At 72.0% G+C, this 13,233-nt stretch carries 11 protein-coding genes; 8 read left to right on the top strand and 3 right to left on the bottom strand.

What is annotated here, in order from left to right; all coding sequences use genetic code 11:
• Positions 1 to 7: 7 nt before the first annotated feature.
• From ACFY1S_RS05760 to ACFY1S_RS05750, 3 genes are all read right to left on the bottom strand, one after another.
• On the bottom strand, positions 8 to 994 hold the full coding sequence (locus ACFY1S_RS05760) for a carbohydrate ABC transporter permease (RefSeq protein ID WP_387113192.1): 987 nt from the start codon (positions 992 to 994) through the stop codon (positions 8 to 10).
• Between the two features lie 114 nt (positions 995 to 1,108).
• Positions 1,109 to 2,419 carry an ABC transporter substrate-binding protein gene (locus ACFY1S_RS05755; RefSeq protein WP_387113190.1) on the bottom strand — a complete coding sequence of 437 codons (1,311 nt, stop codon included), beginning with the start codon at positions 2,417 to 2,419 and terminating at the stop codon, positions 1,109 to 1,111.
• A gap of 264 nt (positions 2,420 to 2,683) precedes the next feature.
• Positions 2,684 to 3,238, bottom strand: a complete 555-nt coding sequence (locus ACFY1S_RS05750; protein WP_387113188.1) for a plasmid pRiA4b ORF-3 family protein — start codon at positions 3,236 to 3,238, stop codon at positions 2,684 to 2,686.
• A gap of 150 nt (positions 3,239 to 3,388) precedes the next feature.
• Between ACFY1S_RS05750 and ACFY1S_RS05745 the strand changes: the two genes are divergently transcribed.
• From ACFY1S_RS05745 to ACFY1S_RS05710, 8 genes are all read left to right on the top strand, one after another.
• Positions 3,389 to 4,135, top strand: a complete 747-nt coding sequence (locus ACFY1S_RS05745) for a pyrimidine reductase family protein (RefSeq protein ID WP_387113186.1) — start codon at positions 3,389 to 3,391, stop codon at positions 4,133 to 4,135.
• A gap of 148 nt (positions 4,136 to 4,283) precedes the next feature.
• A complete protein-coding gene (locus ACFY1S_RS05740) occupies positions 4,284 to 6,035 on the top strand; it encodes an ATP-binding protein (RefSeq protein ID WP_364374911.1) in 1,752 nt (583 codons plus the stop codon).
• Between the two features lie 20 nt (positions 6,036 to 6,055).
• Positions 6,056 to 7,204 (top strand): exonuclease SbcCD subunit D, encoded by a 1,149-nt coding sequence (locus ACFY1S_RS05735; RefSeq protein WP_387113184.1) that lies wholly within the window; start codon positions 6,056 to 6,058, stop codon positions 7,202 to 7,204.
• A complete protein-coding gene (locus tag ACFY1S_RS05730; RefSeq protein ID WP_387113182.1) occupies positions 7,204 to 9,678 on the top strand; it encodes an AAA family ATPase in 2,475 nt (824 codons plus the stop codon). The genes ACFY1S_RS05735 and ACFY1S_RS05730 overlap by 1 nt, the downstream gene beginning before the upstream one ends.
• A complete protein-coding gene (locus ACFY1S_RS05725; RefSeq protein WP_387113180.1) occupies positions 9,675 to 10,637 on the top strand; it encodes a hypothetical protein in 963 nt (320 codons plus the stop codon). Before ACFY1S_RS05730 ends, ACFY1S_RS05725 begins: the two co-directional genes overlap by 4 nt.
• An 18-nt stretch (positions 10,638 to 10,655) precedes the next feature.
• Positions 10,656 to 11,513 carry a spermidine synthase gene (locus ACFY1S_RS05720; protein WP_387113178.1) on the top strand — a complete coding sequence of 286 codons (858 nt, stop codon included), beginning with the start codon at positions 10,656 to 10,658 and terminating at the stop codon, positions 11,511 to 11,513.
• A gap of 113 nt (positions 11,514 to 11,626) precedes the next feature.
• The gene (locus tag ACFY1S_RS05715) at positions 11,627 to 12,319 is read left to right on the top strand and encodes a sigma-70 family RNA polymerase sigma factor (RefSeq protein ID WP_139582135.1); all 693 of its coding nucleotides are present in this window, start codon (positions 11,627 to 11,629) and stop codon (positions 12,317 to 12,319) included.
• Positions 12,316 to 13,098, top strand: a complete 783-nt coding sequence (locus ACFY1S_RS05710; RefSeq protein WP_387113176.1) for an anti-sigma factor family protein — start codon at positions 12,316 to 12,318, stop codon at positions 13,096 to 13,098. Before ACFY1S_RS05715 ends, ACFY1S_RS05710 begins: the two co-directional genes overlap by 4 nt.
• Positions 13,099 to 13,233: the final 135 nt, after the last annotated feature.

The following is a 13,233-nucleotide window of genomic DNA, read 5'->3' as shown; positions in this document are numbered from 1 at the left end:
GCCACCCTCACTTGTCGGAGCTGATTCGGCGGGCCAGCAGGTAGTTGAGCAGTGAGACGGATGCGATCAGCACGAAGAGCACCAGGGCGACGGCGCCCGCGTACCCCCAGCGGAACCGCTGGTTCATCACGTCCAGCAGGTACATCGTGATCGTCTGGAACTGCCCCTCCGAGCCACCGGAGAGTGCGCCCGAGCCACTTGTGAACATGAGCGGCTCGGTGAAGAGCTGCAGACCGCCGATCGTCGAGATGATCAGCGTGAAGATGATGGTGGGGCGCAGCTGGGGAATCGTGATCGACCAGAACTGCCGGCGCCGGGAGGCGCCGTCGAGGGCCGCGGCCTCGTACATGTCCTTGCTGATCGACTGCATCGCCGCGAGGTAGATCAGGGCGTTGTAACCCACCCACCGCCAGTCGACCATCGTGGAGATGGCGAACCAGGACGCGAACCGGTTGGCCCGCCAGTCGATGGGGCCGACGCCGACGAGGTCGAGCAGCCAGTTCACCAGGCCGAACTCGCGGGCGTAGATCATCGAGAAGATGAGCGCCACCACGGCGGTCGAGGTGATGATCGGCATGGCGATGGCCAGCCGGAAGAACATCTGCCCCCGGATACGCCGGTTCAGGGCGTTGGCCAGCAGCAGGGCGATGAGCAGCTGCGGAATCGTGGACATGAGGAACATCCCGAAGGTGTTCACCACGGCGTTCCAGAACTGCGGATCGTTCGTGAACAGCTCGACGAAGTTGTCCACGCCGACGAAGCTGATCGTGGCGTTCAGCGGTGACCTGTCGGTCATCGCGATCCAGAACGTGTAGATGATCGGGTAGACGCCGAAGATCGCGAAGAGCACGAAGAACGGCAGCACGAAGGCGTACGGGGTCAGGCGCAGGTCCAGCCGGTTCAGTAGCCGGCCACGCTGCGAGGAGTGCCGCGGGGCGGGCCGCGGCCCGCGGGGCGGTGCGGCCGGCGGCGCGGTGGTCTTGAGAGAGCTCATGAACGGTCCTTCACACTTGGCGGCACCGTCGCGGGCGCCGCGGCAGGGCGTTCCGACGCGGGTTCACGGGTGGTGCCGGAGTCCGGCACCACCCGTGAGCGCGTCGACAGCCGGTTACTTGCCTGCTGCCCCGCCGTTCTTCACCGCGTCCTGCCAGGCCGCGTCGGCGGCCTTGCCCTGCTCGACGCTGCGCAGCGCGTTCTCCACCGCGTCCCGGACCGCCTGGTTCTTCGGGCCGAGGTAGACGGGCTTCAGCTCCTTCGCGCCGGCAGCGAAGATCTTGCCGATCGGCGCCCCGTTGAAGTACTCGTTGGTCGCGGCGAGCACGGCCGGGTCCTCGAGGGCCTGCGGCGACGAGGGCAGGTTCCCGACCTTCTTGAACGCCTCGGTCTGGCTCTTGGCGGTGGTCAGGAACTTGGCCAGCTCGGCGGCCTCCTTCTGGTGCTTGCTGGACTTCGGCACGGCCAGCCAGGAGCCGCCCCAGTTGCCACCGTTGCCGGGCGCCTTGGCCACGTCCCACTTGCCGGCGGCCGCGTCACCGGCCTGCCCCTTGATGACACCGGTCATCCACGCCGGGCAGCCGATGGTGGCGAAGCTGCCGTTCTTGAAGCCGGCGTTCCACTCGTTGGAGAAGCTCTTGAGGTTGTTCGACAGACCGGCGGCGGTCATCTTGGTGGTCAGCTCGAACGCGGCCCGCACGTCCGGGTTCTCCCCGATGGTGAGCTTGTTGCTCTTATCGAAGTAGGTGTAACCGGTGCCCGCGCCGGCCTTCTGCATCAGCACGATGTTGTAGAAGTTCGTGGCCGAGTCGACGAACTTGTGCTTCTTGTCGGCGGCGACGAACTTCTGGCCCTGGGCGATGAACTCCTCCCAGGTCGGCCAGAGGGCCCCGACCTGCTCGCGGTCGGTCGGCAGGCCGGCGGCCTTGAAGAGGTCGCTGCGGTAGCAGACGGCCATGCCGCCGACGTCGGTGCCGAGACCGAGGACCTTGCCGTCGGGGGTGAGGCCACCCTCCCACTTCCAGGGCAGGAAGTTGCCCTTGAGGTCGTTGGCGCCGTGGTCGGCCAGGTTCACGAACTTGTCGGCCTGCGCGAAGAACTGCACGATCGTGCCCTCTTCGAGCGCTACGACGTCGCCAGCGCCCGCGCCGGCGGTGATCTGCTGCGTCAGGCGGGTGTTGTAGTCGCCCAGGCCCAGGCCCTTGCCGCGCTCCTGGATGGTGACGTTCGGGTGCTCCGACTGGTACTGCTTGTAGAGCTCCTCGTACCCGAAGCCCTGGTCGCCGAAGACGTCGACGACCAGAGTGACCTTGCCGCCGTCCGATCCGGACGACGAGTCGCTGTCGCCGCAGGCGGTCGCCGCGGCGAGCACGGCGACGGACGCGAGCGCGATCGCCGCAAAGCGGCGACGTGAGGTGACGCTCATCCTGACCCCTCTCAAGTGGTGAGGCTTGGTGTCGTGTGTGGCGGGGGATGCTGCAACGCCCCTGCTGTCGCCCTGCCGGTGGCCGGGGCGTCTGGGGGGAGCCGTGAAGGAGATGTCCGCCACTCCCCCGGGAGCGCTCCCATGAGATTGCCGGGGTGCCCCCGGGGTGTCAATAGACGAATGGGAGCGTTCCCAGATCGTTACCGCCCTGTTTCGGCCGGATGCCCGGGGCGAGCGTTGCCTGGTGGAACTGGCGGAGCCGGCTCAGCAGAAGCGGCGCAGCAACGTGGTCATACGGCCGGGGTCGAAGCGGGACGGGTCGTAGCCGGCACCCGCCCAGTCACGCAGCAGGGCGTACCGCGGATCGGCCAGGACATCGGGATCGTCGAGCGCGACAAGCAGCGCCTGGTGGCCCGCCGGCCCGCCGATCCCCTCCGGCGGGCAGGCCCGCTCGCCGTCCAGGCAGACCGGGTACCGCTCGTCCGGGTCCGCGGTCAGCGCGTCCTCGACGACCAGGTCGTGCTCCCACCAGTCACCGAAGTCGTACGTGTAGGAGAAGCGGCTGCCCTTGCCGAGCACCGCGTCCAGCCGGACGTCCAGCTCGTCGTCGAGCGCCAACTCGCCGTCCGGATCGGGTTCGCCGTACTGCACGGCGCCGATCTCGAACGAGTGCAGGTGACAGTCCTGCCAGCCCATGGCGTGCTGCACCACCCGGTGCAGCCGGTCCAGCGTGTAACCGGCCGGCACGAGCACCCGCCGCCACACCGGCGGACGGACACCGGCGAGGGACATCTTCAGCTGGAAGATCTGACGCGGCATGCTGTCCTGTCCTCCCGCGGCTTAGGCTGCGAGCATGATCTGCCGAGCGTGCCGGGCCCGGCGACACGACGACTGCCCGGGTCGGAACTGGTGCGACTGCCAGCACCGTACCGCCCAACCGACCCCTCCCGTCACCGGTCCGGCCGGCGAATGACGGTCGGAATCCCGATTCGACGGCTCTGGCCCGAGCCGTCGACCGAGCCGCTCGACGACGCCACGCTGACCAGCCTGTACGCCCGCGCGGACCACCCCCGGCTGCGTGTCAACTTCGTCTCCAGCCTGGACGGCGCGGTCACCGTCGACGGCTACTCCGCCGGGCTCTCCGGCGAGCCGGACAAGCGGGTGTTCGGGCTGCTGCGGATGGTCTGCGACGCCCTCGTCGTGGCCGCCGGGACGCTGCGCCACGAGGGGTACCGCGCGGTCCGGCTCGACGAGCGTCGTCGCGCCTGGCGCCGCGAACACGGGCTCGCCGCGTACCCGACGCTCGTGGTCGTCTCCGGCTCGCTCGACCTGGAACCGGCGCAGGCGGCCTTCGCCGACGCGCCGGTCCGCCCGATCGTGCTCACCCGCGCCGACGCCGACCCGCCGCCCGGGCTGACCGACGTCGCCGACCTGCTGCGCTGCGGCACCGGGCGGGTCGACCTGGCCGCAGGCCTCACCGAGCTGCACGGTCGCGGGCTGACCCAACTGCTCTGCGAGGGCGGCCCGCACCTGCTCGGCGCGCTCACCGCCGCCGACCTGGTCGACGAGCTGTGCCTGACCGTCTCGCCGCTGCTCGCCGGCCCCGGCCCGGGCCGGATCACCGCCGGCGACGCGGCACCGCCCCGGCACCTGCCGCTGCGGCACGTGCTCGCCGCCGACGACGGTGTCCTCCTGCTCCGCCACGCCCGCCCGTGACACCCCGTCACCCGTCCAGACACCGAGCGTCGTGAGTGTGACGCCGCCTGGTGTCGTCCGCCGCGTCGCGTGGCGACCTGTCGTACTCCTCGGGCAGGATGCACGTCATGCGCGCCGACAGTGATGCCCGAGCGACCCGGGTCGCCCGATGACCGACCCCGACCTCGACAGCCCTGGCGAGGCGGTCGGGCGGGTGCTGGGCACCGCCGACGCGACCCCGTTGCAGTTCTGGACGGCCGTGGCGCCCGGCAGCTACCTCCAGCTCGACGACGTGGTGGTCACCCGACGGGAGCTGCCCGAGCGGGAGCCGGTGACGATCGCCGGGGTGGTCACCCAGGTCCGCGCCCGCCACGAGGGCGCGCAGTTCGACTCGGACGTGTTCGCCATCGCCGACGGCACGCTGCCCGCGCAGGTGCAGGAGGCGGCCGAGATCACCACCACGCGTGTCGACCCGGAGCTGTACGTGCCGCCGACCCCTGGCGCGGTGGTGCACCGGGCCGAGGGCGACGCCCGCGCACGCGCGCTGCACTTCGACCGGATGGAGCGGCGCATCCCGATGGGGATGGGCCGCGACGGGGTGCCTGTCTACCTCAACGCCGACTTCCTCGACGGCAGCCGGGGCGCGCACGTCTCGATCTCCGGCATCTCCGGGGTGGCCACCAAGACGAGCTTCGCCACTTTCCTGCTCTACTCCGTGTTCCGCTCCGGGGTGCTGGGCGGCGACGCGGTGAACGCCAAGGCGCTGATCTTCAACGTCAAGGGTGAGGACCTGCTGTTCCTCGACCACCCCAACACCCGCCTGGACGAGCCCACCCGCGCGGCGTACGCGAAGCTCGGGTTGAGCGCCGGCGCGTTTCCCGACGTGCGGGTGTACGCCCCGCCGCGCCCCGGCGACTCGTCGGGCACTCCCGACGTGAGCAGCCGGCTCACCGGGGTCGACAGCTTCTACTGGACGCTCGCCGAGTTCTGCGCCGACCGCCTGCTGCCGTACGTGTTCGCCGACGCCGACGACGAACGCCAGCAGTACACGATGGTGGTCCACTCGGTCACCGCCCACCTGGCCCGGTACGCCCAGCCGGCCGACGGCGGGGTGAGCATCGACGGGGTGCGGCTCGGCTCGTACGGCGACCTGGTGGACCACATCGTCGATCAGCTCAACGACGACGAGACCCGCTCGGACTGGGCGGGCAGCGCGGTGGGTCTGGGCACCGTCAACGCGTTCGCCAGGCGGTTGATCGGCAGTAAGAAGGACCTGGCCCGGCTGATCCGTGGCGACCTGGCCACCCGCCGCCCGCACTCGATCAACACCAGCGAGTCGGCGCAGGTGACAGTCGTCGACCTGCACAACCTGCCGGACCGCGCGCAGCGGTTCGTGGTCGGTGTGACGCTCAAGAGCGAGTTCGAGCGCAAGGAGAAGTCCGGCACCGCCAAGCCGCTGCTCTTCGTCGTCCTCGACGAGCTCAACAAGTACGCCCCCCGGGAGGGCTCCTCCCCCATCAAGGAGGTCCTGCTCGACATCGCCGAGCGGGGCCGCTCGCTGGGCGTGATCCTGATCGGAGCGCAGCAGACGGCGAGCGAGGTGGAACGCCGCATCGTCACCAACTCGGCGATCCGGGTGGTCGGCCGGCTCGACCCGGCCGAGGCGTCCCGACCGGAGTACGGTTTCCTGCCGCCCGCGCAGCGGCAGCGGGCGCTGCTGGCCAAACCGGGCACCATGTTCGTCAACCAGCCGGACATCCCGGTGCCGCTCTGCCTGGAGTTCCCGTTCCCGGCGTGGGCGACCCGGGTTTCCGAGGCGGGCCGGGCACCATCGGAGACGCTGCGTTCGATCACCCAGTCCGCCGACCCGTTCGCCGTGGTGGGCTCCGGCGGCGGCACCGACGACGACATCCCGTTCTAGGCAGAGGCACCGGAACAGCCATGAAGATCCTGCACACCTCCGACTGGCACGTGGGAAAGGTGCTCAAGGGGCAGTCCCGGGCCGAGGAGCACAAGGCCGTACTGGCCGGGGTGATCGACATCGCCCGCGCCGAGCAGCCGGATCTGGTGATCGTCGCCGGTGACCTCTACGACACCGCCGCACCCACCTCGGAGGCGACACGTCTGGTCACCCGGGCGTTGACGGCGTTGCGGCGTACCGGCGCGGACGTGGTGGCGATCGGCGGCAACCACGACAACGGTCCGGCGCTCGACGCGCTGCGGCCGTGGGCCGACGCCGCGGGCATCACCCTGCGCGGCGGGGTGCGGGAAAATCCCGACGAGCACGTCATCGACGGCACCACGGCCGGCGGCGAGCGGTGGCGGCTGGCCGCGCTGCCGTTCCTGTCCCAGCGGTACGCGGTCCGCGCGCTGGAGATGTACGAGCTGACCGCCGCCGAGACCAACCAGACGTACGCCGACCACCTGGGTCGGGTGCTGGGGCGACTCACCGAGGGTTTCACCGAACCGGACCGGGTGCACCTGGTCACCGCGCACCTGACGGTGACCGGTGCGGCCACCGGCGGCGGTGAGCGCGACGCGCACACGGTGCTCGGTTACGCCGTGCCGGCCACGGTCTTCCCGGCGACCGCGCACTACGTGGCGCTGGGTCACCTGCACCGGGCGCAGCGCGTCGAGGGCCCGTGCCCGGTGCGCTACAGCGGCAGCCCTCTCGCTGTCGACTTCGGCGAGCAGGAGAACGTCCCGTCGGTGACGATCGTCGAGGTGACGGCCAGCACCGCCGCGCGGGTGCGGGAGGTGCCGGTGACCGCGGCGAGTGCGCTGCGTACGGTGCGGGGCACCCTGGCCCAGCTCGCCGAGATCGAGGCCCCGGACGCCTGGTTGCGGGTGTTCGTGCGGGAACAGCCGCGCGCCGGTCTGCGCGAGGAGGTCCAGGAGCTGCTGCCCCGGGCGCTGGAGATCCGGATCGACCCGGAACTGGTGGCCGCGTCGGGCAGTGGCACGCGCATCGCGCAGCGGTCGGGGCGGTCGCCGCGGGAGCTGTTCGCCGACTACCTGGACAGCCGGGGCCACGCCGACGAGGGTGTCCGGGAACTCTTCGACGAGCTCTTCGAGGAGGTCGATCACTGATGCGTCCGATGCGGCTGGACATGGCCGGGTTCACGGTCTTCCGGGACGAGACCACTGTCGACTTCACCGACGCCGACTTCTTCGCCCTGATCGGCCCGACGGGTTCGGGCAAGTCCACGGTGTTGGACGCCATCTGTTTCGCCCTCTACGGCACGGTGCCCCGCTGGGGTGGCGCCAGGGGGTTGGCGAACGCGCTCGCGCCGTCGGCGGCCGAGGCCCGGGTGCGGCTCGTCTTCGAGTCCGGCGGCGCCCGGTACGTGGCGACCCGGGTGGTCCGCCGGGACGGCCGGGGCAACGTGAAGACGGCGAACGCCGGGTTGCAGCTGATGCCTGCCGGTTTCGACGTGACCAAACTGGACACCGGGTTGAGCCCGGACGATCTCGGTGAGGTGGTGGCCGGCACCCCCGCCGAGATGGAGCAGGCGGTGCTGGAGGCGGTGGGGCTCCCGTACGAGCAGTTCACCAGCTGTGTGGTGCTGCCGCAGGGGCAGTTCGCCGATTTCCTGCACGCCAAGCCGGCGACCCGGCAGCAGATCCTGGTCAACCTGCTCGGCTTGGGCGTCTACGAGGACGTGCAGAAGCGGGCGACGGCGCGCGCGGCGCAGGCGGAGGCCCGCCTCGAGGCGGTCGACCAGGTGCTCGCCGGGCTGTCCGATGTGGACGACGAGGCGCTGGTCGAGGCGGACGCCCGGGTCGACCGGATGGTCGAGTTGTCCGCCGCGGTGACCGAGGCGGTGCCGCTCCTGGCGGCGGCCCGGTCCGCCGCACGGGAGGCCGCGGCGGCGCTCACCGCACTCGACGACGAGCTGGCGGTGCTCTCCGACGTGTTCGCGCCGGGCGGCGTGGCCGAGGTGGCGCTCGCGGTGACGACGGCACGGACCGAGGCCGAGGCGGCGGCCACCGCCGTGTCCCTGGCCGAGGAGCGCGAGGAGAAGCTGCGCGGCGAGCTGGCGAGCGCCGGGGACGAGAGCGCGCTGCGACTGCTGCTGCGGGCGTACGACGATCGGGACCGGCTGACCGGCGAGGCCGAGACGGTCCGCGCGGCGGTGCGCGCGGCGGACGAGGAGCACGCCGAGGCGGTGGCCGCGCTGGCGGCTGCCCGCGCGGACGCCGAGCGGGCCGACGCCGAGTTGGAGGCGGCCTTCCGGGCGCACGAGGAGGCGAAAGCCACCGACCTGGCGGTGAGCCTGCGGGTGCACCTGCACCAGGGTGCACCCTGCCCGGTGTGCGAGCAGCCGGTGGCGCGGGTGCCGGCGGTGCCCGCTGATTCGGCGGTGGCCGCGGCGACGGCGGCCGGCAAGGCGGCGCGGGCCGCCACGAAGGCAGCGCAGGCGGCGGTGCAGCAGCGCGACGCGGCGGCACGGGACCTGGAGCGGCTGCTGGTGCAGGCCCGCGCCCGGCAGGAGCAGGTGGACGCCCGGCTGGCCGAGTTGGCCGGGCAGCTCGCCGGCGCGGCCGAGCCGGCGGTGCTGCGCCGGGAGTTGGCCGAGCACGCCCGGCTGCGGCGCGCATTGGAGGAGGCGGCAGCCGCGGTACGCGCCGGTCGGGACACCGCCCGTCGGGCCCGGGCCGGGGTGGACGCCGCCGAGGAGCGGCTGCGGGCGGCGTGGCGGGGCTTCGACACCACGCGGGACGGGTTGGCCCGGTTCGGTCCACCCGCGACGGACCGGGGCGACGTGGCCACCGCGTGGGCGGCGTTGACCGGTTGGGCGGCGTCTGAGGCGGACCGGCGCCGCGCCGACCGGGCGGGCCGGACTACTGCTGTCGCCGAGGCCGAGGCGGCGGCCGACGCGGTGCAGCGGCAGATCGCCTACCGCTTCACCGTTGCCGACGTGCCGGTCGGCGATGACCCGGTGCACGCCGCGACGGTGGCGGTGGAGCGGGCCGAGGCGGACCGCCGCCGGCTGCGGGAGCGCCGCGAGCAGGCCGGGACCCTGCGCGAGCAGCGCCTCGGCCACGAGCGGGAGGCGCAGGTCGCCCGCGCCCTCGCCGGGCACCTGCGCGCCAACAACTTCGAACGGTGGCTGCTGGCCGAGGCGTTGGACCTGCTTGTCGACGGCGCGTCGGGGATCCTGCGGGAGCTGTCCGCCGGGCAGTACGAGCTGGTGCACGACAAGGGCGAGTTCTTCGTGGTCGACCACCACGACGCGGGGCTGCGGCGGGGCGTGCGCACCCTCTCCGGTGGTGAGACGTTCCAGGCGTCGCTGGCGTTGGCGTTGGCGCTCTCCGAGCAGCTGGCAGGCATGTCGACGACCGCGGCGAGCCTGGAGTCGATCGTCCTGGACGAGGGTTTCGGCACCCTGGACGCCGCCACACTGGACACGGTGGCGGCCACCCTGGAGAACCTGGCTGCCCGGGGTGACCGGATGGTCGGCGTGGTCACCCACGTGTCGGCGCTGGCCGAACGGATCCCGGTGCGCTTCGAGGTGCGCAAGGATGCCCGGTCCGCGCGGGTCGAGCGGACGGGCCGGTGAGCGACGCGGCGTTCTTCGTCGACTCCTGGGATCCGGCGTACGGGGCGTCGTTCGAGGCGTCCGCCGCCGGGCCGGCCGCGCCGAGCAGCGCGCAGGTCGACGCGGACGTGGAGCTGCCCGCCGCGGAGTGGCGGGCGATCGGGGTACGCCCCGGAGTACGGGCGCCCGACGTGGTGCTGATGGTCGACGGGGTCCGCCGGATCGACGCGAGCATCTGGACGGCCGAGGACGACGGCGGGTCGTTCCCCGGGTTGGCCGCCTCGTACGCGGCGGGCGTGGTCCGCTGCGACCTGGGGGCGGGTGCGGCCCAGTTGGCGGGTACCCGGGTCGGTCGGGGGTTGTTCACGGCGAGCCCGTCGGCGCAGGACGTGGTGGCGGGCGCGATCCGTTATCCGGTGCACCGGGTGGGCGGCACCGGTGAGCTGGCGAAGTTGCCGGCCGCCGTGCAGGGCCCGCTGACCGCGCTGGAGGTGGCGGTGTCGGACGCGGCCCGCGTCGACGGTGACCTGCTGGTGGTGGACGGCCCGTTGCGCAGTCGGCGGCAGTTGCCGCGCACACTCGGCTACATCAAGACCCAGCACAGCCAGTACCTTGATGCCCGGTTGACGGCAGTGGTGACCGCGCTGGCGTCGGGTGAGCGGTCGCCTGTGTTCCGGCTGGGCACCGCCTGGGGCGGCTGGTCGTGGTATGTGCGGCTGCCGGTGGCCGTGGGAGCGCCGTGGGCGGGCATCGTGCGGGTGGAGTGTTCGGCCGACCTGCCGGTCGAGGCGGCGATCGAGCTTGCCGACCTGTCGCTCGTCACACTGCCCCGGTTCGCCTCGACGCCGTACAAGGATCCCCGGGCTCCGCAGAACCTGATTCCGATCGCCGGGCTGGAGCGCCGGCTCCGCGCCCTGCTCGGTGACTCCCGGCTGCTGCACCGCGCGTTGACCACCGCGTCGCGCGCCGCGGCCCGTTGAGCAGGGACGCCTGTCGTCGTGGGCCGTAAGCGGGCTGGTGACCGGGTGGTCGAGCAGGTGGACACCGGGCTGGCCGAGTTGGTGCCGTCACCGGACCGGGCCGGCTCGTGGACGTTGCTGTTGGACGGCGCGCCGCAGTCGCACGTCGACCTGACCGATCCCACCCACCTGGAGTTCGAGTACGTCAGGCGGCTGGCCGCCGCGGTGGATCTGCTCGCGCCGCCGGGTGAGCCGTTGCGGGTGCTGCATCTCGGCGGTGGCGCGTTGACCCTGCCCAGGTACGTCTCGGCGACCCGGCCCGGCTCCACCCAGCGGGTGTCCGAGGTGGACGGCGCGCTGGTGGAGCTGGTCCGGCGGGTGTTGCCCTGGCCGACGGACACGCGGCTGCGCGTGCGGGTCGAGGACGCCCGTGCCGTGCTGACCGCGACCCGGGACGCCAGTTACGACGTGGTGGTCGCGGACGTCTTCGCCGGTGCCCGCACCCCGGCGCACCTCACCTCTGTGGAGTACGCGACGGAGGTGGCCCGGGTGCTGCGCCCGGCGGGCTGGTACCTGGCGAACCTGGCCGACGGTCCACCACTGCGGCACGCTCGGGGGCAGGTCGCCACTGTCCGTTCGGTGCTGCCGCGGGCCTGCCTGATCGGGGACGCGGCGGTGCTGCGGGGCCGCCGGTACGGCAACCTGGTGCTGGTGGCCGGGCGTACGACGCCTCCGGTGCCGGAGTTGACCCGGCGGGCGGCAGGCGACTGGTTCCCCGGGCGGGTGGTTGCCGGTGACGAGCTGGACCGTTTCGTCGGTGGCGCGGCGGTGGTGCGGGACGCGGACGCCACCGGCTCCGATCCCCCGCCGCCGGGCCTGTTCTCCGTACGCCGCTGACCGTCGCGTAGAAGTTTTTCCGCGCTTCGTTGATCCGCTCGCGGCGGTGCTGCGTACCACCGGGCGGCCCACCTCGTGGGCCGGCGTTGGTCACGGACATCCCGGAGGTCTGCATGCATGCGGTGGCGGCCGGTTGGCATGGCGACGCGGTACGTGCGGACTGGATGTCCGCGCGGTCCTCGTCACGGCCGACCTCGTCTGCCCGTGGGGTCGACGCCCGCGCGACGGCTCGCCAGAATGGTCCGGTGACGCCGCGACCGGCGCCCGGGCGCCATCAGGCGACGTCAACCGAGGCGAGCCACTCCGACCAGTTGATCCGGCTGCTCTATGCGGAGCACGCCGGTCCGTTGCTGATGTTCGTCATGCGGCTCACCGGGGGGGACCGGCAGCGCGCGGAGGACATCGTGCAGGAGACGCTGCTGCGGGCCTGGCGCAACGCGCACCGCCTCGGCGCGCAGGGGCAGGGTTCGTTGCGACCGTGGCTGGTCACGGTGGCCCGTCGGATCGCCATCGACGAGCACCGCAGCCAGGAGGCCCGCCCACCGGAGACGTACGACCGGGACCTGACGGCGTTCGCCGAGGCGGACAGCACGGACCGGGTGCTGCGCACCATGACTGTGGCGGACGCGCTGCGTACGCTGAGTCAGTCACACCGGGAGATCCTGGTGGCGACGTACTTCCGGGGACGGACGGTCCCCGAGGCCGCCGAGGAGTTGGGGCTTCCTCTCGGCACCGCGAAGTCGCGGGTCTACTACGCGCTGCGCGCGCTGCGCACGGCTCTGCAGGAGCGGGGGGTGACAGAATGAGCCGGCCAGACCACATGGACGTCGCCGCGTACGCGCTCGGCGTGCTCGACGAGCAGGACACCGAGCGGTTCGAGGAGCATCTCGCCGCCTGCTGGGCGTGTGCGGCCGAGTTGGAGACCATGGTGCCGGTGGTCGGGCTGCTCTCCGACATCGACGGCGAAACGATGATGGCGTTGGAGCAGACCGCGACGGATCCGGCGCTGCTGGACCGGACGTTGGGCGCTGTTCGCGCCGACCGTCGGCGTACCCGGTTTCGTCAGCTCCTCGCGACCGCCGCGGCGGTGGTGGTGTTCGGCGGGTTGACCGGGTACGGGTTCGTCAGCGTGGCAGGCGACGAGGCGCCGGGGGTGCTCGCCGACCCGACGGCGACGGCGGCGGTGAACGACCCGCCGACGAGCGTGCCGACGGCGCCGCCGAGCGGCCCAGGTGTGGGCGGCACCGAGGAGGAGGGTGACCAGGTCGACGCGACCGACCCGACCACAGGTGTGCAGACGACCATGTTCCTGGTGAAGCGGGACTACGGCACCCGGATCAATTTCAGCCTCCGCAAGTTGCCCGGCCCGCGTACCTGCCGGCTGGTGGTGGTACGCAAGAACGCCGACACCGAGGTGATTTCCACGTGGTCGGTGCCGGAGGGTGGCTACGGCACGAACACGAGGCCGCAGGGTCTCGAGTTGAGTGCCTCCACGGCGGCACCGACGAAGGACATCAAGCAGATCCAGGTGCAGTCGGTGGACGCCAACGGGGTGGCGAGTCCGCTGGTCACGGTGCCCATGTAGGTCGCTTCGACACGTCGGCGCCGGTCATTGTCACAATGGCCGGCGCCGATCTGTCGTGGCACCGCAAAGGTCCCGTACCGGGGCGTACGAGCGGCAGCCCCGATCGGTTCAATCAATCGAAGTGAAATTGACCAC

Origin of the sequence: Micromonospora sp. NPDC000663 (genome assembly GCF_042898105.1) — a bacterium.
Taxonomy (GTDB): Bacteria; Actinomycetota; Actinomycetes; order Mycobacteriales; family Micromonosporaceae; genus Micromonospora.
Note: the sequence above shows the minus strand (reverse complement) of the source record. Positions and strands in the feature narration are given on the sequence as shown.

Bases quoted from the DNA above. Each gene is read 5' to 3' on its own strand.
- ACFY1S_RS05760 (WP_387113192.1), bottom strand. From the start codon at position 994: ATGAGCTCTCTCAAGACCACCGCGCCGCCGGCCGCACCGCCCCGCGGG.
- ACFY1S_RS05755 (WP_387113190.1), bottom strand. From the start codon at position 2,419: ATGAGCGTCACCTCACGTCGCCGCTTTGCGGCGATCGCGCTCGCGTCC.
- ACFY1S_RS05750 (WP_387113188.1), bottom strand. From the start codon at position 3,238: ATGCCGCGTCAGATCTTCCAGCTGAAGATGTCCCTCGCCGGTGTCCGT.
- ACFY1S_RS05745 (WP_387113186.1), top strand. From the start codon at position 3,389: ATGACGGTCGGAATCCCGATTCGACGGCTCTGGCCCGAGCCGTCGACC.
- ACFY1S_RS05740 (WP_364374911.1), top strand. From the start codon at position 4,284: ATGACCGACCCCGACCTCGACAGCCCTGGCGAGGCGGTCGGGCGGGTG.
- ACFY1S_RS05735 (WP_387113184.1), top strand. From the start codon at position 6,056: ATGAAGATCCTGCACACCTCCGACTGGCACGTGGGAAAGGTGCTCAAG.
- ACFY1S_RS05730 (WP_387113182.1), top strand. From the start codon at position 7,204: ATGCGTCCGATGCGGCTGGACATGGCCGGGTTCACGGTCTTCCGGGAC.
- ACFY1S_RS05715 (WP_139582135.1), top strand. From the start codon at position 11,627: ATGCATGCGGTGGCGGCCGGTTGGCATGGCGACGCGGTACGTGCGGAC.
- ACFY1S_RS05710 (WP_387113176.1), top strand. From the start codon at position 12,316: ATGAGCCGGCCAGACCACATGGACGTCGCCGCGTACGCGCTCGGCGTG.